Annotated in this window: 22 protein-coding genes and 1 pseudogene; 8 read left to right on the top strand and 15 right to left on the bottom strand. The window is 53.4% G+C overall.

Annotation, left to right across the window (positions count from 1 at the left end):
- Positions 1-122: 122 nt before the first annotated feature.
- The 5 genes from ispC to rpsB all read right to left on the bottom strand — a co-directional run bounded on the left by ispC (position 123) and on the right by rpsB (position 4,698).
- Positions 123-1,319 carry a 1-deoxy-D-xylulose-5-phosphate reductoisomerase gene (ispC, locus tag FDX14_RS01810; RefSeq protein ID WP_061380843.1) on the bottom strand — a complete coding sequence of 399 codons (1,197 nt, stop codon included), beginning with the start codon at positions 1,317-1,319 and terminating at the stop codon, positions 123-125.
- A gap of 97 nt (positions 1,320-1,416) precedes the next feature.
- Positions 1,417-1,974: a ribosome recycling factor gene (frr, locus tag FDX14_RS01805; RefSeq protein WP_006686783.1), complete on the bottom strand. Its 558-nt coding sequence runs from the start codon at positions 1,972-1,974 to the stop codon at positions 1,417-1,419.
- Between the two features lie 139 nt (positions 1,975-2,113).
- On the bottom strand, positions 2,114-2,839 hold the full coding sequence (gene pyrH / locus FDX14_RS01800; protein ID WP_003018549.1) for a UMP kinase: 726 nt from the start codon (positions 2,837-2,839) through the stop codon (positions 2,114-2,116).
- Between the two features lie 145 nt (positions 2,840-2,984).
- Positions 2,985-3,836, bottom strand: a complete 852-nt coding sequence (tsf, locus tag FDX14_RS01795; RefSeq protein WP_003018551.1) for a translation elongation factor Ts — start codon at positions 3,834-3,836, stop codon at positions 2,985-2,987.
- A gap of 136 nt (positions 3,837-3,972) precedes the next feature.
- Positions 3,973-4,698, bottom strand: coding sequence for a 30S ribosomal protein S2 (rpsB, locus tag FDX14_RS01790; protein ID WP_003018553.1), 726 nt, complete (start codon positions 4,696-4,698; stop codon positions 3,973-3,975).
- 451 nt (positions 4,699-5,149) lie between these two features.
- On the opposite strand from rpsB, the gene map reads away from it, so the two are divergent.
- From map to FDX14_RS01770, 4 genes are all read left to right on the top strand, one after another.
- Positions 5,150-5,944 (top strand): type I methionyl aminopeptidase, encoded by a 795-nt coding sequence (map, locus tag FDX14_RS01785; RefSeq protein ID WP_137348920.1) that lies wholly within the window; start codon positions 5,150-5,152, stop codon positions 5,942-5,944.
- 113 nt (positions 5,945-6,057) lie between these two features.
- Complete coding sequence (gene glnD / locus FDX14_RS01780) at positions 6,058-8,730, top strand: bifunctional uridylyltransferase/uridylyl-removing protein GlnD (protein ID WP_042312181.1); 2,673 nt, start codon at positions 6,058-6,060, stop codon at positions 8,728-8,730.
- A 31-nt stretch (positions 8,731-8,761) separates the two neighbouring features.
- Positions 8,762-9,586, top strand: a complete 825-nt coding sequence (dapD, locus tag FDX14_RS01775) for a 2,3,4,5-tetrahydropyridine-2,6-dicarboxylate N-succinyltransferase (protein WP_006686779.1) — start codon at positions 8,762-8,764, stop codon at positions 9,584-9,586.
- 109 nt (positions 9,587-9,695) lie between these two features.
- Positions 9,696-10,082, top strand: coding sequence for a DUF3461 family protein (locus tag FDX14_RS01770; protein ID WP_003018562.1), 387 nt, complete (start codon positions 9,696-9,698; stop codon positions 10,080-10,082).
- A gap of 83 nt (positions 10,083-10,165) precedes the next feature.
- Here the strand turns inward: FDX14_RS01770 and cdaR are convergent, their stop codons facing one another.
- The 3 genes from cdaR to dgt all read right to left on the bottom strand — a co-directional run bounded on the left by cdaR (position 10,166) and on the right by dgt (position 14,551).
- Positions 10,166-11,323, bottom strand: a complete 1,158-nt coding sequence (cdaR, locus tag FDX14_RS01765) for a DNA-binding transcriptional regulator CdaR (protein ID WP_042312184.1) — start codon at positions 11,321-11,323, stop codon at positions 10,166-10,168.
- A 147-nt stretch (positions 11,324-11,470) separates the two neighbouring features.
- On the bottom strand, positions 11,471-12,904 hold the full coding sequence (gene degP, locus FDX14_RS01760; RefSeq protein WP_005132129.1) for a serine endoprotease DegP: 1,434 nt from the start codon (positions 12,902-12,904) through the stop codon (positions 11,471-11,473).
- 129 nt (positions 12,905-13,033) lie between these two features.
- Positions 13,034-14,551: a dGTPase gene (gene dgt, locus FDX14_RS01755; RefSeq protein WP_042312189.1), complete on the bottom strand. Its 1,518-nt coding sequence runs from the start codon at positions 14,549-14,551 to the stop codon at positions 13,034-13,036.
- An 83-nt stretch (positions 14,552-14,634) separates the two neighbouring features.
- Between dgt and mtnN the strand changes: the two genes are divergently transcribed.
- The 3 genes from mtnN to FDX14_RS01740 are packed head-to-tail and all read left to right on the top strand — an operon-like array spanning position 14,635 to position 16,787.
- Positions 14,635-15,333, top strand: coding sequence for a 5'-methylthioadenosine/S-adenosylhomocysteine nucleosidase (mtnN, locus tag FDX14_RS01750; RefSeq protein WP_042312191.1), 699 nt, complete (start codon positions 14,635-14,637; stop codon positions 15,331-15,333).
- Positions 15,326-16,126: a vitamin B12 ABC transporter substrate-binding protein BtuF gene (gene btuF / locus FDX14_RS01745; RefSeq protein WP_042312193.1), complete on the top strand. Its 801-nt coding sequence runs from the start codon at positions 15,326-15,328 to the stop codon at positions 16,124-16,126. Before mtnN ends, btuF begins: the two co-directional genes overlap by 8 nt.
- A 37-nt stretch (positions 16,127-16,163) precedes the next feature.
- The gene (locus FDX14_RS01740; protein WP_038637378.1) at positions 16,164-16,787 is read left to right on the top strand and encodes a TRIC cation channel family protein; all 624 of its coding nucleotides are present in this window, start codon (positions 16,164-16,166) and stop codon (positions 16,785-16,787) included.
- A gap of 100 nt (positions 16,788-16,887) precedes the next feature.
- Here FDX14_RS01740 and erpA read toward each other — a convergent pair whose 3' ends face one another.
- The 3 genes and pseudogenes from erpA to clcA form a co-directional block, all read right to left on the bottom strand.
- The gene (gene erpA, locus FDX14_RS01735) at positions 16,888-17,232 is read right to left on the bottom strand and encodes an iron-sulfur cluster insertion protein ErpA (protein ID WP_006686771.1); all 345 of its coding nucleotides are present in this window, start codon (positions 17,230-17,232) and stop codon (positions 16,888-16,890) included.
- Positions 17,225-17,290 (bottom strand): annotated as a pseudogene (gene yadW / locus FDX14_RS25275) (small protein YadW). The gene erpA and the pseudogene yadW overlap by 8 nt, the downstream one beginning before the upstream one ends.
- A gap of 23 nt (positions 17,291-17,313) precedes the next feature.
- A complete protein-coding gene (gene clcA / locus FDX14_RS01730) occupies positions 17,314-18,735 on the bottom strand; it encodes a H(+)/Cl(-) exchange transporter ClcA (protein ID WP_137348919.1) in 1,422 nt (473 codons plus the stop codon).
- 168 nt (positions 18,736-18,903) lie between these two features.
- On the opposite strand from clcA, the gene hemL reads away from it, so the two are divergent.
- Complete coding sequence (gene hemL, locus FDX14_RS01725) at positions 18,904-20,184, top strand: glutamate-1-semialdehyde 2,1-aminomutase (RefSeq protein ID WP_042312195.1); 1,281 nt, start codon at positions 18,904-18,906, stop codon at positions 20,182-20,184.
- 113 nt (positions 20,185-20,297) lie between these two features.
- Here the strand turns inward: hemL and fhuB are convergent, their stop codons facing one another.
- From fhuB to FDX14_RS01705, 4 genes are all read right to left on the bottom strand, one after another.
- Positions 20,298-22,280, bottom strand: coding sequence for a Fe(3+)-hydroxamate ABC transporter permease FhuB (gene fhuB / locus FDX14_RS01720; protein ID WP_137348918.1), 1,983 nt, complete (start codon positions 22,278-22,280; stop codon positions 20,298-20,300).
- Entirely contained in the window at positions 22,277-23,167 is an 891-nt protein-coding gene (gene fhuD, locus FDX14_RS01715) for a Fe(3+)-hydroxamate ABC transporter substrate-binding protein FhuD (protein WP_137348917.1), read from the bottom strand. Before fhuD ends, fhuB begins: the two co-directional genes overlap by 4 nt.
- On the bottom strand, positions 23,167-23,964 hold the full coding sequence (gene fhuC / locus FDX14_RS01710; protein ID WP_042312203.1) for a Fe3+-hydroxamate ABC transporter ATP-binding protein FhuC: 798 nt from the start codon (positions 23,962-23,964) through the stop codon (positions 23,167-23,169). Before fhuC ends, fhuD begins: the two co-directional genes overlap by 1 nt.
- Positions 23,965-24,011: 47 nt before the next feature.
- Positions 24,012-24,764, bottom strand: a 753-nt coding sequence (locus FDX14_RS01705; protein ID WP_137348916.1) for a TonB-dependent siderophore receptor, incomplete at its 5' end; no start/stop codon positions are given.

The following is a 24,764-nucleotide window of genomic DNA, read 5'->3' as shown; positions in this document are numbered from 1 at the left end:
GCCGTGTCAAACCACGGCTTACCCGACCGACAAAAAGCAACTACCCGCGATCGAGTGGCGCAGACTATATCACTGAAGCCCAACGCTAACAAATAGCACGATCTTCCGTAGAGGGATTATCATCAGCTTGAGAGTCGCATCACTGCTTTTCTGGCAACTTCCCGCGCGATGGCATCAACCTTCAGTACGTCATCAACGCTCTGCGGCTCCTGCAAATCCATCTTATCCAGTACGGATAAATTAAGATCGGCAATATCGGTAAATCGAATCTGCTGCGCCAGAAATGCGGCAACGGTAATTTCATTCGCGGCGTTCAGGGCGGTCGTCGCCGCCTGCCCTTGCTCAAACGCGTCCATCGCCAGTTTCAGGCACGGATAGCGCTGGTAGTCAGGTGCCGAAAACGTCAACGCACTGAGTTGGCAAAAGTCGACAGGCTTAACGCCAGACTTCACACGTTCCGGCCATGCCATCGTATGGGCAATAGGTGTACGCATGTCAGGTTCCCCTAACTGCGCCAGAACGCTGCCATCCTGATAACGAACCATCGAATGAATAACCGACTGCGGATGAATCAGCACTTCCATCTGGCTTGCGCTGGCATTAAATAACCAACGCGCTTCAATGTATTCCAGACCTTTATTCATCATGGTGGCTGAATCGACAGAAATTTTTCGTCCCATCGACCAATTCGGATGACGACATGCCTGATCGGGGGTCATAGCAACCAGATCGCGCAATGGCGTTTCACGGAAAGGGCCACCAGACCCGGTAAGCAGCACGGACACGACGCCGTTTTGCTCAAGGTCAGCGTATCCCAGATTGAGTTGGATCGGTTGCGGTAAACTCTGAAAAATCGCGTTATGCTCGCTATCAACCGGCAAAAGCTGCGCTTTGTGGCGTTTCACGTCGTCCATAAACAGACGTCCGCAGGTTACCAGAGACTCTTTGTTCGCCAGTAAAATGCTTTTGCCCGCGCGGATCGCCGAAAGCGTCGGCAGCAAGCCCGCTGCGCCGACAATCGCCGCCATAACCTGATCAACATCATCCAGCGCGGCCATATCACAGGCAGCCTGCTGTCCACTCATAACTTCAGTGCGGCTACCCTGCTCCAGCAGAGCCGATTTTAGCAATGCCGCGCTTTTTTCATCGTCCATTACCGCATAGCGAGGAGAAAATTCCAGGCATTGCTCCACCATACGGGCAACATTCTTACCCGCAACCAACGCAGCAACACGAAATTTTTCCGGGTTATGGCGTACTACATCCAGCGTACTGCAACCAATGGAACCGGTTGATCCCAGGATGGTTAATTGCTTCATGAGACATCCAGAAAAATAGGGTATAGGCAGAAAAAGCAAAACGCCGCCATCCAGCCCTTGCAGGCCTTCTAAGCGGCGTTTTTAGCGTACAGATGAATCAGAACTGCATCAGTTCCGTTTCTTTCTCTGCCAGCGCCGCATCAACTTTCTTGATCGCTGCGTCAGTCAGTTTCTGTACTTCGTCCTGAGAACGGCGATCGTCATCTTCGCTGATCTCTTTATCTTTCAACAGCGCTTTCACTTTGTCGTTTGCATCGCGGCGTACGTTACGTACGGCAACACGCGCGCCTTCAGCTTCGCCACGCACGATCTTGGTCAGATCTTTACGACGTTCTTCGGTCAGCGGAGGCAGCGGAACGCGGATGTCGGAACCCGCTGAACTTGGATTCAGACCAAGGTCGGAAGCCATAATTGCTTTTTCAACGGCAGGTCCCATGGAGCGGTCAAACACGTTGATTTTCAGGGTACGGGAATCTTCAACCGTTACGCTTGCCAGTTGGCGCAGCGGAGTCGGCGTGCCGTAATATTCCACGACAATACCATCCAGCAGGCTAGGAGAAGCACGGCCCGTACGAATTTTGCTGATTTGATTTTTGAACGCTTCGACGCATTTGTCCATGCGTACTTCAGCATCTTTTCTGATATCGTTGATCACGTTACGAATCCTTGAAAGCTCGTTTCAGTCAGACCATACCCACCACGCAAGGTGTGACAAGTATAGTCTTGATTAATTTTGAGGGACGTATCCCGCGACATTAAAGCGGAATATTACCTGCATTTAGCCGCAACGGGAATTATTCCGTGATTAACGTGCCTTCTTTTTCACCCATAACAACACGGCGCAGCGCACCCGGTTTGTTCATGTTAAAGACACGAATCGGTAATTTGTGGTCACGAGCCAGCGTGAACGCAGCCAGATCCATCACTTTCAGCTCTTTATCCAGTACTTCAGTGTAGGTCAACTGTTCGTACATGGTCGCCGTAGGATCTTTAGCCGGGTCGGCAGTAAATACGCCGTCCACTTTGGTGGCTTTCAGTACTACATCCGCTTCAATTTCAATACCGCGCAGACAGGCTGCTGAATCGGTAGTGAAGAACGGATTGCCGGTACCCGCAGACAAAATAACAACGCGATTGTTACGCAGCAGACTGATCGCTTCCGCCCAGCTGTAGTTATCACACACGCCGTTCAGAGGAATGGCGGACATCAAGCGAGCGTTCACATAGGCGCGGTGAAGCGCATCGCGCATCGCCAGACCGTTCATTACGGTGGCTAACATGCCCATGTGGTCGCCCACAACGCGGTTCATCCCTGCTTTCGCCAGACCAGCGCCACGGAACAGGTTACCGCCACCAATCACTACGCCAACCTGAATACCCAGCTCAACCAGCTCTTTGATTTCCTGAGCCATACGGTCAAGTATGCTTGCATCAATACCGAAGCCTTCTGAACCTTGCAGAGCTTCGCCACTTAACTTAAGCAGAATACGTTTGTAGACGGGTTTTGCATTGGTAGCCATGTTTCTTTCCTGAGACTGTCAACGAATGAGATGAGTTAATTCCGGCGACATTGTATGTCGCTTTTCAGCATGACCACTATAGCGGTTCGCTGAATTTACAAGCCAGACACAAAAAGAAGCCGCCCTCAGGCGGCTCCTTTAAAAATTAAGACTGCTTGGACATCGCAGCAACTTCTGCTGCAAAGTCAGTCTCAACTTTCTCGATGCCTTCACCCACTTCGAAGCGGATGAAACCAGTTACGTCAGCATTGTGCTCTTTCAGCAGCTGACCAACAGATTTGCTCGGTTCCATAACGAAAGGCTGGCCAGTCAGAGAAACTTCGCCGGTGAATTTCTTCATGCGGCCTTCAACCATTTTCTCTGCGATTTCTTTCGGCTTGCCAGACTGCATGGCGATGTCCAGCTGAACCTGGTATTCTTTCTCTACCACTTCAGCAGAAACGTCTTCCGGCTTAACGAATTCTGGTTTGCTTGCAGCAACGTGCATTGCCAGCTGTTTAACCAGTTCTTCGTCAGCGCCAGTTGCAGCAACCAGAACACCGATACGCGCACCGTGCTGGTAGTTACCCAGAACTTCGCCTTCCAGGGAAGCCACGCGACGAATGTTGATGTTCTCACCGATTTTAGCAACCAGCGCAACACGTTCTTCTTCGAACTGTGCTTTCAGAACTTCAACGTCAGTGATTTTGCCAGCAACGGCAGCGTCCAGTACTTTGTCAGCAAATGCCTGGAAACCAGCATCTTTAGCAACGAAGTCAGTCTGGCAGTTAACTTCCAGAATGAAAGCGATGTTGCCGTCGATTTTGGTTTTGATTACGCCGTCAGCAGCAACGTTGCCTGCTTTTTTCGCCGCTTTGATTGCGCCAGACTTACGCATGTTTTCGATTGCCAGCTCGATGTCGCCATTAGCTTCAGTCAGTGCTTTTTTGCAATCCATCATGCCTGCGCCAGTACGCTCACGCAGCTCTTTTACCAGGGATGCGGTAATTTCAGCCATTCTAAAATCCTCGGAAGATTTGATCTGCCCGGCATGAAACCGCACAGATTTAAAAGTGAAAAAGGGGGCCATATACAGGCCCCCTAACCAAACGTGATACTACCTGGTCTATAAGGGCTCTAACGAGCGTGCCTTATTATTCAGCTTCTACGAAGCTTTCTTCCGCCTGGGAAGCCAGATCCTGAGAACGGCCTTCACGAACGGTAGTAGCTACAGCGCCCAGGTACAGGGTCACAGCACGGATTGCGTCGTCGTTACCCGGGATAACGAAGTCAACACCGTCCGGATCAGAGTTGGTATCAACGATAGCAAATACCGGGATACCCAGGTTGTTTGCTTCTTTGATAGCAATGTGCTCGTGGTCAGCATCGATTACGAACAGAGCGTCCGGCAGACCGCCCATGTCTTTGATACCGCCCAGGCTGTTTTCCAGTTTCTCAAGCTCACGAGTACGCATCAGCGCTTCTTTCTTGGTCAGCTTTTCGAAAGTACCGTCCTGAGACTGAGTTTCCAGATCTTTCAGACGTTTGATGGACTGACGAACGGTTTTCCAGTTAGTCAGCATACCGCCCAGCCAGCGATGGTTCACGAAGAACTGGTCGCAGCTGTTAGCCGCTTCTTTCACCGCTTCGCTTGCAGCGCGTTTAGTACCAACGAAAAGGATTTTACCTTTACGAGCAGAGATCTTGTTCAGTTCAGCCAGAGCTTCGTTGAACATCGGTACAGTTTTCTCAAGGTTGATGATGTGAACTTTGTTACGCGCACCGAAGATGAACGGCTTCATTTTCGGGTTCCAGTAACGGGTCTGGTGACCAAAGTGAACACCAGCCTTGAGCATGTCGCGCATGGAAACAGTTGCCATGATTAAAACCTCTATATATAAAAGTTGGGGTTAAGCCTCCACGCATCCCATATTACCGACCCCAAAGGGCACCCCGGAATATGTGCCGATACGTGTGTGTTGTTACACAAAGTGAGATTTGTCGCTCCCGTCCATCGTGTGTAGTCTTCGAATGGATCGGAAGTCCGGCGCGCTTTATACCACAAATACGCCACCGACACCAATAATTGTTGGCACTCAGTGCTGAATTGAACGATGAATTTCGTGTTACAGGCAGACGGCAAATTTTTGAATCCCCGGGAGCTTACGGCCAGTAAGTGACCGGGGTGAAAAAATGTAGCCAACGCACCTGTGGCACGAAAGGCGAAGTTCAGAATGATTCTCAATTTGGCAGGGTACACCCCTGACTGATACCATTGTCAGCACTTACACAATTATTGCCGAAAATAATCGGCACTGATGGACAGAATTCATGGCTATCTCAATCAAGACCCCTGAAGAAATCGAAAAAATGCGCGTCGCTGGCCGTCTGGCGGCGGAAGTACTGGAGATGATCGAACCGTTCATTAAACCGGGCGTCAGCACCGGCGAACTGGATCGCATCTGTAATGACTACATCGTTAATGAGCAGCAGGCCATTTCCGCGTGCCTGGGCTACCACGGTTACCCTAAATCCGTGTGTATCTCGATTAACGAAGTGGTGTGCCACGGGATCCCGGACGACGCGAAGCACCTGAAAGATGGTGATATCGTTAACATCGACGTGACCGTGATTAAAGACGAATTCCACGGCGATACCTCTAAAATGTTTATCGTCGGCAAGCCCACCATTCTTGGCGAACGTCTGTGCCGTGTAACGCAGGAAAGCCTGTATCTGGCGCTGCGGATGGTTAAACCGGGCATTCGCCTGCGCACGTTGGGTGCAGCGATTCAGAAATACGCGGAAGGCGAAGGCTTCTCTGTAGTACGTGAATACTGCGGTCACGGTATCGGTCGAGGCTTCCACGAGGAGCCTCAGGTTCTGCACTACGATGCAGACGACGGCGGCGTGGTACTGCAGCCGGGCATGACCTTCACCGTAGAACCGATGCTGAATGCCGGTGATTACCGCATCCGCACCATGAAAGACGGCTGGACGGTGAAAACCAAAGACCGCAGCTTGTCTGCTCAGTATGAGCATACTATTGTGGTGGCGGAAAACGGCTGTGAGATCCTGACGTTACGCAAGGATGACACCATCCCGGCGATCATCACACACGACGAATAATGTTTTGCCTGATGGCGATGCCTCCGCATCTTATCAGGCCTACAAATTGTACTACTTCGTAGGCCGGATAAGGCGTTCACGCCATCATCCGGCTTTTTAATGGGTGGCGCATAATGAATACTCTTCCTGAACAGCACGCAAATACAGCCCTCCCCACCCTGCCTGGCCAACCGCAAAACCCCGGAACCTGGCCACAGAATGATCTCAACTGCGCCGGCATTAAAGCGCATATCGACACGTTCCAGCGCTGGTTAGGCGAAGCGTTTGACAGCGGAATTTCCGCTGAACAGCTCATTGAGGCCCGTACCGAATTTATTGACCAGTTGCTACAACGCCTGTGGATTGAAGCCGGTTTTGGCCAAATTGCCGACCTGGCGCTGGTTGCCGTTGGGGGTTACGGGCGCGGCGAACTGCACCCGCTTTCCGACATTGACCTGTTGATCCTCAGCCGTAAAAAGCTCCCTGACGCGCAGGCCGAAAAAGTCGGTGAGCTGTTAACGCTGTTGTGGGACGTGAGGCTGGAAGTGGGCCACAGCGTGCGTACGCTGGAAGAGTGTCTGCTGGAAGGTTTATCAGATTTAACCGTCGCCACTAATCTGATAGAAACACGCCTGCTGATTGGCGACGTGGCGCTGTTTCTTGAGCTACAAAAGCATATTTTTAGCGAAGGTTTCTGGCCGTCCGATAAGTTTTACGCCGCCAAAGTGGAAGAGCAAAACCAACGCCACCAGCGTTATCACGGCACCAGCTACAATCTGGAACCCGATATCAAAAGCAGCCCCGGCGGCCTGCGCGACATCCACACTCTACAATGGGTCGCCCGCCGCCATTTTGGCGCAACCTCACTGGATGAGATGGTTGGTTTCGGCTTTTTGACGCTGGCGGAGCGTGCCGAGCTGAATGAATGCTTGCATATCCTGTGGCGCATACGCTTTGCTCTGCACCTGATCGTGAGTCGTTACGATAACCGCCTGCTGTTTGATCGTCAGCTCAGCGTAGCCCAACGGCTAAACTACGGCGGCGAGGGCAATGAGCCTATCGAGCGGATGATGAAAGACTACTTCCGCGTCACACGACGGGTCAGCGAACTGAACCACATGCTGTTGCAGCTGTTCGACGAGGCGATCCTCGCTATGCCCGCCGACGAAAAGCCGCGTCCGATTGATGACGACTTTCAACTGCGCGGCTCCTTGATTGATCTGCGCAGCGATGACCTGTTTATCCGCAAACCCGAAGCGATATTGCGGATGTTTTACATCATGGTGCGTAACAGCGCAATCAGCGGGATTTACTCCACCACGCTGCGCCATCTGCGCCATGCCCGTCGTCATTTAACGCAGCCGTTATGCTATATCCCGGAAGCTCGCTCGCTGTTTCTCAGCATGTTACGCCATCCGGGCGCGGTGAGCCGCGGTCTGCTGCCGATGCATCGCCACAGCGTATTGTGGGCCTATATGCCGCAATGGTCGCATATAGTCGGCCAAATGCAGTTTGACCTGTTTCATGCCTATACGGTGGATGAACACACCATTCGCGTAATGCTCAAGCTGGAAAGTTTTGCCAATGAAGATACCCGCCAGCGCCATCCGCTGTGTGTGGATCTGTGGCCGCGCCTGCGGCAGCCGGAGCTAATTCTGATTGCCGCTTTGTTCCATGATATCGCCAAAGGCCGCGGTGGCGATCATTCGGTTCTCGGTGCTCAGGACGTACTCAAATTCGCCGAGCTGCACGGCCTGAACTCCCGCGAAACACAGCTGATCGTGTGGCTGGTGCGCCAGCATTTACTGATGTCAGTCACCGCTCAACGTCGCGATATTCAGGATCCCGAAGTGATTAAGCAATTCGCCGAAGAAGTGCAAACGGAACACCGCCTGCGCTTTTTAGTGTGCCTGACCGTTGCGGATATTTGCGCCACCAACGAAACGCTGTGGAATAGCTGGAAGCAAAGCCTGCTGCGCGAGCTGTACTTTGCCACGGAAAAACAGCTACGGCGTGGGATGCAAAACACACCGGATATGCGCGAGCGCGTGCGTCACCATCAGCTTCAGGCGTTGGCGTTATTGCGGATGGATAACATTGATGAAGAAGCGCTGCACCATATCTGGTCACGCTGTCGGGCGAACTATTTCGTGCGCCACAGTCCAAATCAACTGGCCTGGCATGCGCGTCATCTCTTACAACATGACCTCAAAGAGCCGCTCATTCTGCTTAGCCCGCAGGCAACGCGTGGAGGAACGGAAATCTTTATCTGGAGTCCGGATCGCCCGTATCTGTTTGCCGCCGTTTGCGCCGAACTGGACCGGCGTAATCTGAGCGTCCACGATGCGCAGATTTTCACCACCCGTGATGGGATGGCGATGGATACGTTCATTGTGCTGGAGCCGGACGGCAGCCCGCTGTCGTCAGACCGACACGAAGCGATCCGTTTTGGGCTGGAACAGGCGATCACTCAGCGTAGCTGGCAGCCGCCGCAACCGCGTCGCCAGCCGGCAAAATTACGTCATTTCACCGTCGATACCGAAGTGACTTTTCTGCCGACCCATACCGATCGAAAATCATTCCTCGAGCTTATCGCTCTCGACCAGCCAGGACTGCTGGCGCGGGTCGGGCAGATTTTTGCCGATCTGGGAATTTCGCTGCATGGCGCCCGAATTACAACTATTGGCGAGCGAGTAGAAGATTTATTCATAATCGCCACCGCCGACCGGCGCGCCCTTAATAATGAGCTGCAGCAGGAAGTGCATCAACGGTTGACAGAGGCCCTCAATCCAAACGATAAAGGGTGATGTTTTTATTTATTATGGAAAGAGTTTAACAATGCAGCAGTTACAGAACGTTATTGAATCCGCTTTCGAGCGCCGTGCCGACATTACTCCGGCAAATGTGGATACCGTAACCCGCGAAGCGGTGAATCAGGTTATTTCTTTACTGGATTCCGGTGCTCTGCGCGTCGCAGAAAAGATTGAGGGTCAGTGGGTCACTCATCAGTGGCTGAAAAAAGCGGTCCTGCTCTCTTTTCGTATTAACGATAATCAGGTTATCGATGGTGCGGAAAGCCGTTACTTCGATAAAGTGCCGATGAAATTCGCCGACTATGACGAAGCGCGCTTCCAGAAGGAAGGTTTCCGCGTGGTTCCGCCTGCGGCCGTGCGTCAGGGCGCGTTTATCGCCCGTAACACCGTGCTGATGCCATCTTACGTAAACATCGGCGCTTATGTTGATGAAGGTACGATGGTTGATACCTGGGCGACTGTCGGGTCCTGTGCGCAAATCGGTAAAAACGTACACCTGTCCGGCGGCGTTGGCATTGGCGGCGTACTGGAACCGTTACAGGCTAACCCGACCATCATTGAAGATAACTGCTTCATCGGTGCGCGTTCTGAAGTAGTAGAAGGCGTGATCGTCGAAGAAGGCTCCGTTATCTCCATGGGCGTATACATCGGCCAGAGCACCCGTATTTATGATCGCGAAACTGGCGAAGTGCATTATGGCCGCGTTCCGGCGGGCTCCGTTGTCGTTTCCGGCAACCTGCCGTCGAAAGATGGCAAATACAGCCTGTACTGCGCGGTGATAGTGAAAAAGGTTGATGCCAAAACGCGTGGCAAAGTGGGAATCAACGAACTGTTACGCACCATCGACTAACAGCAATTTGAAAAAGCGGGCTTAGCCCGCTTTTTTTACATCTGCGAGTGGCGTAAACAAGGCTTTTCGTTAATTATTCAATGGTTATAGTGAGCTTAAGGGTACCGCTATGTATGACAATCTGAAAAGTCTGGGCATTACTAATCCTGAAGAGATCGATCGTTACAGCCTGCGGCAAGAAGCCAACAACGATATCCTGAAAATCTATTTCCAGAAGGATAAAGGCGAGTTTTTTGCCAAGAGCGTGAAGTTCAAATATCCCCGCCAGCGTAAAACGGTTGTCGCCGATGGCGTCGGCCAGGGTTATAAAGAAGTGCAGGAGATCAGCCCCAACCTGCGCTATGTGATCGATGAACTGGATCAGATCTGCCAGCGCGATCGCAGCGAAGTCGATCTTAAACGTAAGATCCTCGATGATTTACGTCATCTGGAAAGCGTCGTGACCAACAAGATCAGCGAAATTGAAGCCGATCTGGAAAAACTGACGCGTAAATAACCGCGAGTGGATGTATTCGTAGGCCGGGTAAGGCGAAGCCGCCACCCGGCATTTTGCCTGATAAGCGTAGCGCCATCAGGCAATCAATGCTGCTCATCTAACTGCAACGCCACATACAGTAGCAGCCTGTCGTCAAAATTCCCCAAATCCAGCCCGGTCAGTTCTGAAATACGATTCAGGCGATATTCCAGCGTATTACGATGAATAAACAATGCCTTTGAGGTCGCCAGCGGCTGAACGTTATGCCGAAACCATGCCGCCAATGTCCGACGCAGCAAGCCGTTATTATCCATTGCTTTTAACCGTACCAACGGACGCGCCAACTCATTGGCCTGCCAGCCGCCGCGCAGGCTGTCCAGCAGTACCGGCAGCATCAGATCCTGATAGAAATAGCTTCGGCTTTCCGGCATCCGCTGCTTACCGACCATCATGGTGGTACGCGCCGTACGATACGAACGGGCAATGCTGCCAGGCCCGGTAAAATAGTTGCCGAGCGAGACGCGAAAACGCAGCTGTCCGTTCTCTTTCATCCGGGTAATAAGCTGTTCAACGCGCTTGCGATGATCTTCGGCATCCCAGCGGCCAAACTGATTGAGCGCGGGTTTCAGCACCACCATCTCAGTCAGGGAAACAATCGCAATCAGATTATTACGCTCTGGCGTGGTCAACGCATTCTGTAATTGCTGTAGCTCAGCCATCGCGCTGTCAACGCCAAGCTGACCGCTGTCGACTTCAACTACCGCTGCCACGCGCGGCTGGTTCAAATCGATGCCTAAACGCTGCGCCCATTCCATTAGCGCCGGGGTATTTTCTTCCGCCTGAATCAGGTTCATCACCAATTCTTCGCGCAGACGGCTGTCCTGGGCTAAAAGATGCATCAGACGCGACTGTTCCAGCATCATTTCGGCGGTCATACATACCAATTCGCCGTATTTGCGCAGATGTTCCGGTTCGCCGGTAAGACCGATAACGCCAACGATTTCGCCTTCAAGACGCAGCGGCAGGTTGATCCCCTGTCGCACACCGTGTAAATGCCGTGCGACCGCATCGTCAATATCGACCACCCGCCCCTGAGAAAGCACCAGCAGCGCGCCTTCGTGCAATTCACCAATTCGTTCGCGATCGCCGCTGCCGATTATCCGCCCACGGGCATCCATTACGTTGATATTGGTATCAATGATGCGCATGGTACGCGCCACGATATCCTGCGCCATTTTGGTATCAAGATGCCAGCCAGCCATAAACCCTCCTGTGAGCAGAGCTCAAGCATAAGGAAGATAACAAACGACAACATTGTGCAAATGCACAAAGCGCAAGAGAGAAGTATGGAGTTGTGGGAGGTATCACAAAAAGAAACCCCTTCCTGTGCAGGAAGGGGTTGAGGGAGATTACTGCATCAACAGATAGATGGAGCTGTCGCCACGCTGAATGTTCAGCGCCAGTACAGCGGGTTTGCTGTCGAGAATTTTGCGCAGTTCGGCGATATTTTTCACCGGTTGCTGGTTAGCACCGATAATCACATCCCCTTTCTTCAGGCCAATCTGTGCAGCCGGAGAATTCGGTTTCACGTCGCTTACCACGACCCCTTTGTCCTGGCCCTTGTTGCTCATATCGGCACCTTCAATGCCTTTGAAGATAGAGCTGGAATCAACCTGGGTCTGGCTGCTCTGCTGCAGTTCCAGATTCACAGTAACAGGCTTACCGTCGCGCAGCAGGCCAAGGTTAATTTTGCTGCCTACCGGCATAGTTCCCACCTGCGCACGCAGGGCGGCAAAGCTGCTGATAGGTTTACCGTTCAGGGAGGTAATCACATCCCCGGCTTTAATACCCGCTTTCGCTGCGGAAGAGTTCGGCATGACCTGGCTGACGAATGCGCCACGCTGGGCGTCAACTTTCATCGCTTTCGCCAGCTCAGAGCTCAGCTCGGTACCCATAATGCCCAGCTCGCCACGTTTAACCTGGCCGAACTCAACCATCTGCGAGGTCAGGTTTTTCACCATGTTGCTTGGGATTGCAAAGCCGATCCCGATATTACCGCCGTCCGGTGCGAGGATCGCGGTATTAATCCCGATCAGCTCACCGTTCAGGTTGACCAGGGCGCCACCGGAGTTACCCCGGTTGATCGCAGCATCGGTCTGGATAAAGTTCTCGTAGTTTTCCGCATTCAGGCCGCTACGGCCCAGCGCAGAAACGATACCGGAGGTAACGGTCTCGCCGAGGCCAAACGGGTTACCAATTGCCACGGTGTAATCACCCACGCGCAGCGCGTCAGAATCTGCCAGCTTAATTGCTGTCAGGTTTTTCGGATCCTGAATCTGGATCAACGCGATATCGGAGCGCGGATCTTTACCCACGATCTTCGCGTCAAATTTACGTCCATCGCTCAGTTGAACTTTAATCACCGTGGCGTTATCCACCACGTGGTTGTTGGTCACAACATACCCTTTCGCGGCATCAATAATTACGCCGGAGCCCAGCGCCATAAATTTTTGCTGCTGGCCACCGCCGTTGTCAGCGCCCGGTGCGCCGCCCTGGCAGAACGGGGAACTCTGGAACGGAGAACCGTCCTGGCAGAATGGGGAATTATCACCGAAGAACTGCTGGAAATTACGCGGCATGCGCGGCGTATTCACCGTCGTGCTCCCCTCGACGTTAATACTCACCACCGATGGCATCACTTTTTCAAGCATCGGGGCCAGGCTTGGCATCTGTTGGGCGGTCGTTGCTGAAGACGCCGTTTCAGCCGCTGTTGCAGACAAGGGGGACAACGCCAAACCTAAACTCAGAGCCAGTGCACTCATTGCTAATGTGGTTTTTTTCATGTGTTTCGTTCTCGATTAACAGGTAACGCAAAATTGCTGTATACGTCAGAGTCGTTTTATAGCGCTAAGTTCCAGATTTAAGTTTAAGGAAAAAGTAAAATTTTATTGTCGGCCTTTACAAATGATTATTTATTGCTCTACTGCCATCAACCGGCGATATTCATCCCAGGCGTATAAATCTGTCATCCCGCTGATATAATCCTGAATCAAACGACAGCGATAATAATATTCCAGAACAGAAAACTCAGCGCAGCCAACCGATATTTTACTGACCGCCTCAACATAAGCAAGGCGATGGCGAGTGGACAGCTTCTGAAATAACCGGGACTCGATAGGAAAACGTTTTACTCTTTCATTTTCGACCAGTTCAGTAAAATCTGACTGAGTCATTTTTAATAACGGTTGATAGATTTCCAGCAGCCCGCTGATCACCCGATAGCCCTGTAACTCCAGTTGCTCAACGTCTGGGTGGCTAAACACATGTTTTATCGCCACATTTTTATAGACACCCAGCAACTGGCTGAAGCTACTGGCATCTTCTAACAGCGCGTGATTAAAACATCCCTCAAAAATCTGCGGCAAGTTATCGATAAATCGCTGAGCAGCGTACGGCACCAGTTTATTCAATGTATTAACGCGTAAATACATAAAGAACTGATCTTCGGTACTCCGGCTTAATGTATTTGAACGTGATTTCTCCCAGGCGTTCTCTACCACCAGACTGAACAGGGAACCTTTTTCGTGGTGTCCCCACGCCTCATGCAGATGGTGATAAAGTTGCTCGACGCTAAAGATTCTTTTCTCAACGGCATCTTCCAGATCGGCCACGCAATAAGAGATATCATCGGCAGCTTCCATAATCCAGGTTAATGGAAAGCGACTGTAAGGCGCTAATGATAATTCTTTACGTAACCTCTCAATATACAGTTCTTCAGAAAGATAATAGCCTGGTTTCTTCATTAAATAGTTGTGTGTTGCAGGCGCATTACCACGCCACCACGCCGGACGGGTATATTTCAAAATACCGCCAACCTGCGCCCAGGTAAGATTCATGCGCATCAGGGTATGTACCAGACGAATCCCTTGCGCATTACCTTCAAAATGACATAAATCTTGTCGCACCTTACGGCGAATATCATTCAGCGACTCTTCGCCTTCGCGCAAACGTAATGCCGCCACCAGACAGCGGTCATCGCTGAGTGGCTGACTTTCCGCATCTGCGGGATACAGTCGCTGGCGGAACCAGTCATTAATTGCCGCTTCACCAAAGTGACCAAACGGCGGATTGCCAATGTCGTGCATCAGGCAGGACATTTCGACAATACTTTCAAACGGTCCCGTCAGTTCATCCAGGCCATACTGCTCCAGCAACTTTTGCTCTTTTAGTCGGCTGAGGATCTCTTTCGCGATATAGCGGCCAACCTGCTGAACTTCCATTGAGTGCGTTAAACGCGTGCGCACCGCCGCATTACGTTCCAGCGGAAAGACCTGGGTCTTTTGTTGCAGTCGGCGAATTGCCGGAGAATTGATAATACGTCCACGATCGCTTTCGAAAATACGCAGGATCTCATGCTCAGTCTTCACGCCCTGCGGCGAACGGTAACGACGATGCCAGTTTATTTTTTTTCGGAAATCGATCTGTGCCATGTCCTCTCCCGCCTGAGAAATGCGCTACCCCTTAAGCGCATGATAGACTATGCCCTCAAATCTGGCTTATCGCGAGTAAATCTATGAAAATCGGCATCATTGGTGCAATGGAAGAAGAAGTTACGCTACTGCGTGACAAAATCGAAAACCGTCAGACCATCGCTCTCGGCGGTTGTGAAATTTACACCGGCCAACTAAACGGTACTGAGGTTGCGCTACTGAAATCAGGCATCGGTAAAGTCGCTGCTGCACTGGGCGCTACGTTGCTGCTTGAACGCTGCAAGCCGGACGCCATCATTAATACCGGTTCAGCGGGCGGCCTGGCCTCTACGCTGAAAGTCGGCGATATCGTGGTTTCTGATGAAGCGCGCTATCACGATGCCGACGTCACGGCATTTGGCTATGAATTTGGTCAGCTACCGGGTTGCCCGGCGGGTTTCAAAGCCGATCCTGCACTGATTGCTGCGGCAGAAGCCTGCATTGCAGAACTGAATCTGAATGCTGTCCGTGGGCTTATCGTCAGCGGCGATGCCTTCATTAATGGCTCTGTTGGCCTGGCAAAAATTCAACATAACTTCCCACAGGCGATTGCCGTTGAGATGGAAGCAACCGCGATTGCGCATGTTTGCCACAATTTTAACGTGCCGTTCGTCGTGGTTCGCGCCATTTCTGACGTCGCCGATCAGCAGTCCCATCTCAGCTTTGACGAGTTCCTGGTGGTCGCCGCGAAGCAGTCAAGCCTGATGGTTGAAACGCTGGTACAGAAACTGGCGCATGGCTAAATTACTCTCCAGGGCGCTGGTCGCCCTGCTTTTCACTCTCCCGGCGTTCCTTTACGCCGCACCGCGTGTTGTTACGCTTTCTCCCGCCAATACTGAACTCGCTTTTGCCGCAGGCATTACCCCCGTTGGCGTCAGTAGCTATTCAAATTACCCGCCCGAGGCTAAAAATATTGAAGAGGTCTCAACCTGGCAAGGCATGAATCTGGAACGCATTGTGGCGTTGAAACCGGATTTGGTCGTCGCCTGGCGCGGGGGAAATGCTGAGCGGCAGGTAAATCAACTGACCGCGCTGGGTGTTAAGGTCATCTGGGTGGATGCTGTTACCATTGAGCAGGTCGCCGATGCGCTACGCCAGTTGGCGCCATGGAGCCCCAGACCAGAGCAGGCCAAACAGGCAGCAAAAACGTTGCTTGATGAATATGCTTTACTAAAATCTCAGTATGCCAACAAACCGAAAAAACGCGTGTTTCTGCAGTTTGGGGCGAATCCTCTGTTTACCAGTGGAAAAGGCTCCATTCAGCATGAGGTTCTTGAGGTATGCGGTGGAGAAAACATCTTTGCCGGCAGTCGGGTTCCATGGCCGCAGGTTAGCCGTGAACAGGTCCTGGCAAGAGCGCCGCAGGCTATCGTTGCCACCGGTGGTTCGGGCGAAACGCTGAAAATTGAGCAATACTGGGGAAACCAGCTAAAAATACCCATTATTACACTTAATAGTGACTGGTTCGAACGCGCGAGCCCGCGTATTATCCTCGCCGCAAAACAACTCTGCAATGCGCTTTCACAGGTAAATTAGCGCCTGCCCCCACCAGGTTTGTTGTGAGGATTTAAACATGCTCGTCTATTGGCTGGATATTGTCGGTACCGCGGTATTTGCTATCTCTGGCGTCTTGCTTGCCGGAAAACTGCGTATGGATCCCTTCGGCGTTCTGGTCTTAGGCGTGGTAACAGCCGTCGGTGGCGGGACGATCCGCGATATGGCGCTGGATAACGGACCGGTTTTTTGGGTTAAGGATCCTACCGATCTGGTGGTGGCGATGATCACCAGCATGCTGACGATCCTGCTGGTGCGTCAGCCCCGACGGTTGCCGAAGTGGATCCTGCCGGTGCTGGATGCCGTTGGTCTGGCGGTATTCGTGGGCATTGGCGTCAACAAAGCTTTTATAGCCGGAACAGGGCCTCTGGTGGCGATTTGTATGGGAGTGATCACCGGCGTTGGCGGTGGGATCATTCGTGACGTATTAGCCCGTGAAGTACCGATGATTTTGCGCACCGAAATCTACGCGACAGCCTGTATTATCGGCGGGATCGTACATGCGACCGCGTTTTATACCTTTGATGTTTCACTGGAAAACGCCAGTATGATGGGGATGATTGTCACCCTGCTGATTCGGCTGGCCGCCATTCGCTGGCATTTGAAATTGCCGACGTTTGCGCTGGATGATAACGGGCGTTGATATTGTTTTGCCCGATGGCGCTACGCTTATCGGGCCTGGAACATCTTTCCTGTAGGCCGGATAACACGCTCGCGTCGCCATCCGGCATAACGAACAGCAATCAGATGCTGAAAGAAGAACCACACCCGCAGGTGCTTTTAGCATTCGGGTTAGTCACAACGAAGCGGGAACCTTCCAGACCTTCGGTATAGTCAACCGAACCACCCACCAGATATTGCAGGCTCATCGGATCAACCACCAGACCAACACCTTGTTTCTCAATGGTCATGTCACCATCGTTCACCTGATCATCAAAGGTGAAACCATACTGAAAACCACTGCAACCACCGCCGGTGATATACACGCGTAATTTCAGGTTCGGGTTATCTTCGTCAGCGATCAGGCTTTTTACTTTATTGGCTGCTGCTTCAGTAAATTGCAGTGGCAGCGCTACGTCATCACTCATATTTTGCTCCAAACGACATTGGCAATTGGGCAAATTATAACCCAATGGTTAAAGCCATTATCTAATACCCTGGTATTTCGTTCAAGTATTCTCGCCAGCGGCGGTACCCTGGCTTTTTGCCGCCTGCTCCGCTTCCTGTTTTGCCAGCGTGCGGGCAAGGATAGTCGAGTATAGCGGCTTTCCGCCCATAAATTGGGCTAATAGTGTTGCGCCAAGACAGGTAATAATCATTGGCAAAATGAGCTGATAGTTATCGGTCATCTCCAGCACCAGCACAATACCGGTGAGCGGCGCCCTTACCGACGCCGCCAACAAAGCCCCCATTCCGGCGATGGCGAAGGTCCCGGCCTCGAGGTGATAATGCGGAAAGGAGGCCGCTGCGGCCATACCGAACGCGGTACCAAGCAGCGTGCCCAACGCCAGCATCGGGGCAAAAATCCCACCAGGCGCACCGGACGAGAAGCACAGCAGCGTGGTAATAACCCGGGTAATAAAGATAAACAGCAGCAGACCGACGCTAAAATTGCCTGCCGCAGCAATCGGGATCAGGTTAAACCCGCCACCTGCCGCTTCAGGTTTAATTAATCCAAGGATCCCGCACAGGCCGCCAATCGCACCGCCCATGAGCACCCATTTTTTAATCTCGCCACCGTGGAAACGCTGGAACATGTCCTGGGTACGCAACACCATGGTATTAAACAATGGTCCGACGCAGCCAAAAATAATCCCCAGCACCAGATACAGCCACAGCGTATTCACCGGCGCATTGGAGAGCTTGCCAACTTCAATAATCGGGGCTTCACCGTTGAAAACGCGAAACACAATGCTCGACATGATGACGCCGGTAAACACGGCTTTGATCGACACGAGGTTATAGCGAAACTGTGGACGCATCTCTTCAATAATGAACAGGATCCCCGCCAGAGGAGCATTAAACGCCGCCGACAAGCCCGCTGCGGCACCGGTAGCCAGCAGGGTATGCCGCGCTTCGGCGCTGCGCATACGGAAAATATCCAGCACCATGCGTCCAATGTTGCCGCCAATCTGCACGGTCGGCCCTTCTCGCCCGAGCACCATCCCAGCGCCCAGTGTGCCCATACCGCCGATAAATTTCACCGGCAGAACGCGCCACCAGCGCACGGGTCGTAACTCTTCCAAAGCGCCTTCAATCTCTGGGATCCCCGAACCGCCCGCTTCCGGTGCAAATTTACGCACCAGAAAATAGCCGACCATCGCCAGCAATGCAGAGAGGATAAACACCAGCGGCCACAGCAGAATGGCATGGTCCGCAACCTGAGCCAGCGCGCCTATGCGCTGATTCTGCACCCAGGTCACCGCTTTCTCAAAGGCTACGCCCACAAGTCCCGTCACGGTACCCACTACCGCGGCCATTAAGAGGATCGCCAACGGCGTTTTATCTCGTTCCAGGAGTCGACGGATTTGATCCCTGCGGCGTAAACGCACAATTTGCTGTGCTTCAAAAGAGGGAGTGTCTGTCTTCATCAGATGATCATTAATTGGTAATACAAATACGGAATCGGCATTCTACTCGCACATTTCACGAAAATCCCCTGCAAATCGCATTGTTTCAATTGCGTAAAACTTTCATAACCTTCTCTGAATAACTAGAATAGCGGGCATTTACTTTTTCTACGAACCAGGACCCCATCCATGAGTAAGTCTGAAAATCTCTACAGCGCAGCACGCGAACTTATCCCTGGCGGCGTTAACTCCCCCGTTCGCGCCTTTACTGGCGTGGGTGGTACTCCGCTGTTTATCGAAAAAGCGGACGGCGCGTATCTGTACGATGTCGATGGTAAAGCCTATGTCGACTACGTCGGTTCCTGGGGACCGATGGTACTGGGTCACAACCATCCGGCAATCCGTAATGCGGTGATTGAAGCCGCAGAACGCGGTTTAAGCTTCGGCGCGCCAACCGAGATGGAAGTGAAAATGGCGGAGCTGGTCACTGAACTCGTGCCGACCATGGACATGGTGCGCATGGTGAACTCCGGTACGGAAGCGACAATGAGCGCCATCCGTCTGGCGCGCGGTTTTACCGGTCGCGATAAGATCATCAAATTTGAAGGCTGCTACCACGGCCATGCTGACTGCCTGCTGGTCAAAGCCGGTTCCGGCGCGTTAACGCTGGGCCAGCCGAACTCCCCTGGCGTTCCAGCTGATTTCGCGAAACACACCCTGACCTGCACCTATAACGATCTCTCTTCAGTGCGTGCAGCGTTTGAACAGTACCCGCAGGAGATCGCCTGTATCATTGTTGAGCCGGTCGCCGGCAACATGAACTGCATCCCGCCGCTGCCAGAATTCCTGCCAGGCCTGCGTGCATTGTGCGATGAGTTTGGCGCGCTGTTGATTATCGATGAAGTGATGACCGGTTTCCGCGTGGCACTGGCCGGTGCACAGGATTATTACGGCGTTGTTCCGGACCTGACCTGCCTGGGTAAAATCATCGGTGGCGGGATGCCCGTTGGCGCATTCGGTGGCCGTCGTGATGTGATGGACGCGCTGGCGCCGACCGGTCCGGTTTACCAGGCGGGTACACTGTCCGGTAACCCGATTGCAATGGCGGCGGGCTTTGCTTGTCTGACCGAAGTGGCCCAACCGGGTATTCATGAAACGCTGAACGAACTGACAACGCGTCTGGCGGAAGGTCTGCTGGAAGCGGCCAAAGACGCTAATATTCCGCTGGTGGTTAACCATGTGGGCGGGATGTTCGGGATTTTCTTCACCGATGCAGAAACCGTGACCTGCTATCAGGATGTGATGGCATGCGACGTTGAACGCTTTAAGCGTTTCTTCCACATGATGCTGGATGAAGGGGTTTACCTGGCGCCTTCTGCCTTCGAAGCGGGCTTTATGTCTGTGGCGCACAGCGAAGAAGATATCAATAACACCATCGACGCCGCGCGTCGGGTGTTTGCGAAACTGTAAAAGAGAACGTACAGAAACAACGTAGGCCGGGTAAGGCGAAGCCGCCACCCGGCTTTTTTATTGCCGGATGGCGACGCGAGCGTCTTATCCGGCCTACATGAAAAGAATCAGCCTCAGCGGCTCTGCTTTCTCAGCAGATAGATAAAGTACGGCGCGCCGATAAACGTCGACAGTAATCCCGCCGGGATCTGATACGGAAACAGCACCATTCTGCCGCACCAGTCGGCAAAGACCAACAGCACGCCTCCCGCCAGCGCCGAAATCAGCATATGCGGCATCGCCCGGCGAAAACCCATCATGCGAGCAATATGCGGCGCCATCAGCCCGACAAAGCTCAACGGCCCAATCGTCATGGTTGCTGTCGCCGTTAATCCCGCCGCCAACAGCAGTAATCCCACGCGTGACGGCGTCAACGCCATACCGACCGCCCGCGCCGTATCGCCGCCGAGCGGTAAAATCGTCAACCAACGACGGCACAGCGGCGTCAGCACCAGCAAGAAAACCATCACTATCCCGGTACGCAATACCTGCTCGCCTGTCGCGTTATAGGTTGAGCCAGAGATCCAGGTCAACACGCCCGCCATGCGCGGGTCGCCGCTGGCCTGCAGCATCATCAGCAGCATTGTAAACGCCGTGCTGAGCGCCATCCCTGCCAGCAGCATACGGTGCGGCGAAAAACCGCCGCGCCCGGCGGCAACCATGATGATAAGCAGAGTGACCGCCGCTCCGAGGCTCCCGGCGGGGAGTAGCCAGCCAAAGGCATTGCCGGGCACCAGAAACAGCATGAGCACTACGCCAAATGCCGCGCCGGAGCTAATACCCAGGACTTCCGGGCTGGCCATTGGATTTCCGGTCAGACGCTGAATAATACAGCCCGCAACCGCCAGCATCACTCCGGCAATCAGCGCCGCCAGAATACGTGGCCAGCGCCAGGGCATCAGTTCATCAAGCATCGCGCCGCTGGCCCATGTCCAGCCGTGTGCATCACGTCCGAACGACAACGCCACGACAACCGCCAGCAGTAAAATCGCACCGCCCGCCAGCGCAAACATCAGTACATTTTGACGCTCAGCGGCGATGCGGTTGCTGGCATTCATATCCGGTGCGCTCATGCTTTTAAGGCGCGGCAGCAGCCACAGCAGCAGCGGCGCGCCAACCAGCGCCGTCACCGAACCGGTGGAGACTTCCATCCAGACGCGGGTTAGCCACAGAATGATTTGATCGGAGAGCCAGAGGATCAGCGCGCCAATCAACGGGGCCAGCAACAGACGTGCCAGTAAGCGCCGGGCACCGAGCATTTTTGCCAGCAGCGGCGCAAACAGACCGATAAAACCGATAATTCCGACTGCGTTAACCAGCAAGGCGCTGATGACAATCGCCAGCGTCAGTGCCGCCAGGCGCGCCAGCGATAGCGCCAGCCCAAGGTTGCGCGCCACGCCGTCATCCAGTCCCATCAGCGTCATTGGGCGTAATAACAGCAGCGTCAACATCACGCCGCCCAGCAGTTGCGGCCACAAACGCTGAACGCCACTCCAGTCGGTTTGCGTCAGCGAGCCACTGCTCCATAAAAACATGCTTTGCAGCTGATCGTGATGGAAGAGCACCATCAACTGGTTAATCGCCCCGCAGTACAGGCTGACCACCAGACCGGCAAGGATTAGCGTCACCGGAGAAAGACGTTTGCCCCAGGCGACGCCAAACACCAGCGCCCCAACGATACAGGCCCCTGCCAGCGCTGCAAATTGCGCGGTCAGCGCCCCCGGAATCGCCCACAGCGTCGTGACCGTAATACCTAACTGCGCCCCGGTTGCGACACCTAACGTAGTGGGTTCTGCCAGTGGGTTACGCAGCACCTGCTGGAACAACACGCCGACCAGGCCCAGCCCGGCACCGACCAACAGCGAAATTGCCAACCTCGGCAGCAAGCTGTAGTGGAAAACCATCTGCTCAATGGCATCGATATCCGGTGACCAGATGGCCTGTTGCCACTGACTGCGCGGTAGCGAAACAGAGAAGTTAACCCAGGTGAGCCAGCAGGCAGCGACAAACAGAACCGCCAGAAGAAGCGTTGGGAACAGCGCAATTCGTTTACTCACGCTTTGCCTCCCAGCGCATTATCCAGAATGCGGGCAAAATGCATCGCGGACAGCGTTGCGCCATAAAACCAGACGGCAGGCACGCGCTGAAAACGTCCGTCACGGACAAACGGCATCGCCTGCCATAATGGCGTAGACATCAGCGCAGCCATCTCTTTATCGTTGCCGTGATCAAAGCACAGCACATCAACATCCTTATAAGCAGCCAGACGGTCAATACTCACAGCAGTGCTGCCCCAGAAGTTGGTTTCTCCCTGCCAGGCGTTGGGGATCCCATATTCGTCCAGCACCTCCTGAAACAGGCTGTTCGGCCCAAACACCAGCATATGCCGCGAATCAAGCAGGGATGTCAGGAGCACGGGGCGCTCGCCACGTTGCATAAAGCGCGGTTTCAGGCTGGCGATAAAACGATCGTACTCGGCCAGATGGCGTTCAGCGGAGGCTGACAGATTCAGCAATTGCGCCATTTCCTGCAGCGATTTTCGCGCAACGGCCAGCGGCTTTTTGCCATCACTGAAATTAAATCCCTGCCCGGGGGCAATCCGCGCGAGCTTTTCGGGGGCGGGGCCATAACCAGCCGACCACACCAGAAACGAGGGCTTCATTTCGGTCAGCAGTTCGAGATTGGGTTCCGTACGTAGCCCGACGTCAATCACCGACTCCGGCAATGGAGGCTCATTGACCCACAGCTTGTAGTTAGGGATATCGGCAATGCCATACGGCGTAATACCCAGCGCCAGCAACAGCTCTACCGGTAACCATTCCAGCGCCACAATACGCTGTGGATCAATCGCCGCCGCGTGCGCCGTATTCATCCGCCACAGCAGCGGCGACAGCGCCATCGCCGTCAGCAGCCGCCGACGGGTAATATGAGGTAATCCGATCATTAATAGACAAAACTCACGGGTGCGGCACCGGCCGGATGCGGCAAAATGCCCATCGGGATACCGTAAATCTGTTCCAGCGTTTCGCTGCGCATCAGTTCCGCAGGCGTTCCCTGAGCAATCATTTCGCCGCCGCGCAGCGCAACTAAGTAATCGCAGTAGCGGGCCGCCATATTGATATCGTGCAGTACGGCAATCACCGTCAAGCCGCGCTGCTGGCTTAAGCGATGCACCAGCGCCAGCACGTCAACCTGATGGGCGATATCCAGCGCGGAGGTCGGTTCGTCAAGTAGCAGACAGCGGCTGTCCTGCGCCACCAGCATGGCGATCCACGCACGCTGGCGTTCCCCACCGGACAGGCTATCGACCAGACGATGCGCTAAAGGTTTTAAGCCCACCAACGAAATGGCTTCTTCTACTTTCTCCCGGTCAGCCACACCAAACCGTCCCAGCGCGCCATGCCACGGGTAGCGGCCAATGGCCACCAGCTCGCGGACGGTCATCCCTTCAGCCTGCGGCAGTTGCTGCGGCAGGTAAGCAACCTTGCGGGCAAACGCTTTACTGCTCCAGCTCTCCAGCGGCTGGTCGTCTAGCAGGATTTCGCCTTCTGACGGCGGCTGATGACGTCCCAGCATTTTCAGTAACGTCGATTTTCCGGAACCGTTGTGACCGATAAGTCCTGTCACTTTTCCCACAGGAAACGTTAACGAGAGGGGATGCAAAAGCGTGCGGCCAGGCACACGAAAGGAGACATTACGCAACGCAAAAGTGGTGTCGGGATGGGATCTGTTTTCCTGCATAGCAGCCAACTTGTAAAACGGGCACGCAAAGCGTGCCCAAAGAGAAATTAGAAACGGAAGGTTGCGGTTGCAACGACCTGACGTTCTGCGCCCCAGAAGCAGCCATAGGTATCAAAGCAGCTGGCAACGTATTCACGGTCAAACAGATTAGTAACGTTAACTGCAACGCTGGAACCTGCCATACCGAGACGAGCGAGATCGTATTTAACGACGGCATCCATCACGGTTGAGCTACCCACCTTGAAAGTATTTCCAGGATCACCATAGCTAGAACCGACATAACGGCCACCAGTTCCCAGCGTTAACCCAGATAACGGGCCTTCGTAGAAGGTGTAATCCCCCCACAGAGAGGCCATGTTTTTTGGTACCTGAACAGGTGTTTTACCTTTAAGCGTCGTGTCTTCTGTATATTCCGCATCGGTATACGTGTAAGACGCAGTCAGGTTAATGTTCGCATTCACTGCGGCTTTTGCTTCTAATTCAACGCCACGAGAACGTATTTCACCCGCCGGAACCTGCGCAAACGGATTAAGCGGGTCGGTGGTCAGGTTATTCGTTTTCGTTAGCTCATATACCGCGGCAGTAACAACAACGGGCAGATCTTTTGGAACATATTTCACGCCAGCTTCATATTGCTTACCTTTTGACGGCGCATAAGCAACGTTATCAGCAGGTGTTGCCGCCCATGCTTTTGAAGGGTTCGGCTCGAATGATTCGCTGTAGCTAAAGTATGGCGTAATACCATTGTCGAAGAGATAGTTAATCCCGCCTGGATTTGCCCCTATATTTCCAGACACCTG

It is taken from the genome of Citrobacter sp. wls710 (assembly GCF_005281115.1).
GTDB classification, from domain to species: domain Bacteria; phylum Pseudomonadota; class Gammaproteobacteria; order Enterobacterales; family Enterobacteriaceae; genus Citrobacter; species Citrobacter werkmanii.
This window is presented reverse-complemented; position numbering and strand designations above follow the sequence as displayed.

What these genes read in the sequence shown, in the direction of transcription:
- ispC (WP_061380843.1), bottom strand. Translation starts at nt 1,319, where the DNA reads ATGAAGCAATTAACCATCCTGGGATCAACCGGTTCCATTGGTTGCAGT.
- pyrH (WP_003018549.1), bottom strand. Translation starts at nt 2,839, where the DNA reads ATGGCTACCAATGCAAAACCCGTCTACAAACGTATTCTGCTTAAGTTA.
- tsf (WP_003018551.1), bottom strand. Translation starts at nt 3,836, where the DNA reads ATGGCTGAAATTACCGCATCCCTGGTAAAAGAGCTGCGTGAGCGTACT.
- rpsB (WP_003018553.1), bottom strand. Translation starts at nt 4,698, where the DNA reads ATGGCAACTGTTTCCATGCGCGACATGCTCAAGGCTGGTGTTCACTTT.
- map (WP_137348920.1), top strand. Translation starts at nt 5,150, where the DNA reads ATGGCTATCTCAATCAAGACCCCTGAAGAAATCGAAAAAATGCGCGTC.
- glnD (WP_042312181.1), top strand. Translation starts at nt 6,058, where the DNA reads ATGAATACTCTTCCTGAACAGCACGCAAATACAGCCCTCCCCACCCTG.
- dapD (WP_006686779.1), top strand. Translation starts at nt 8,762, where the DNA reads ATGCAGCAGTTACAGAACGTTATTGAATCCGCTTTCGAGCGCCGTGCC.
- FDX14_RS01770 (WP_003018562.1), top strand. Translation starts at nt 9,696, where the DNA reads ATGTATGACAATCTGAAAAGTCTGGGCATTACTAATCCTGAAGAGATC.
- cdaR (WP_042312184.1), bottom strand. Translation starts at nt 11,323, where the DNA reads ATGGCTGGCTGGCATCTTGATACCAAAATGGCGCAGGATATCGTGGCG.
- degP (WP_005132129.1), bottom strand. Translation starts at nt 12,904, where the DNA reads ATGAAAAAAACCACATTAGCAATGAGTGCACTGGCTCTGAGTTTAGGT.
- dgt (WP_042312189.1), bottom strand. Translation starts at nt 14,551, where the DNA reads ATGGCACAGATCGATTTCCGAAAAAAAATAAACTGGCATCGTCGTTAC.
- mtnN (WP_042312191.1), top strand. Translation starts at nt 14,635, where the DNA reads ATGAAAATCGGCATCATTGGTGCAATGGAAGAAGAAGTTACGCTACTG.
- btuF (WP_042312193.1), top strand. Translation starts at nt 15,326, where the DNA reads ATGGCTAAATTACTCTCCAGGGCGCTGGTCGCCCTGCTTTTCACTCTC.
- FDX14_RS01740 (WP_038637378.1), top strand. Translation starts at nt 16,164, where the DNA reads ATGCTCGTCTATTGGCTGGATATTGTCGGTACCGCGGTATTTGCTATC.
- erpA (WP_006686771.1), bottom strand. Translation starts at nt 17,232, where the DNA reads ATGAGTGATGACGTAGCGCTGCCACTGCAATTTACTGAAGCAGCAGCC.
- clcA (WP_137348919.1), bottom strand. Translation starts at nt 18,735, where the DNA reads ATGAAGACAGACACTCCCTCTTTTGAAGCACAGCAAATTGTGCGTTTA.
- hemL (WP_042312195.1), top strand. Translation starts at nt 18,904, where the DNA reads ATGAGTAAGTCTGAAAATCTCTACAGCGCAGCACGCGAACTTATCCCT.
- fhuD (WP_137348917.1), bottom strand. Translation starts at nt 23,167, where the DNA reads ATGATCGGATTACCTCATATTACCCGTCGGCGGCTGCTGACGGCGATG.
- fhuC (WP_042312203.1), bottom strand. Translation starts at nt 23,964, where the DNA reads ATGCAGGAAAACAGATCCCATCCCGACACCACTTTTGCGTTGCGTAAT.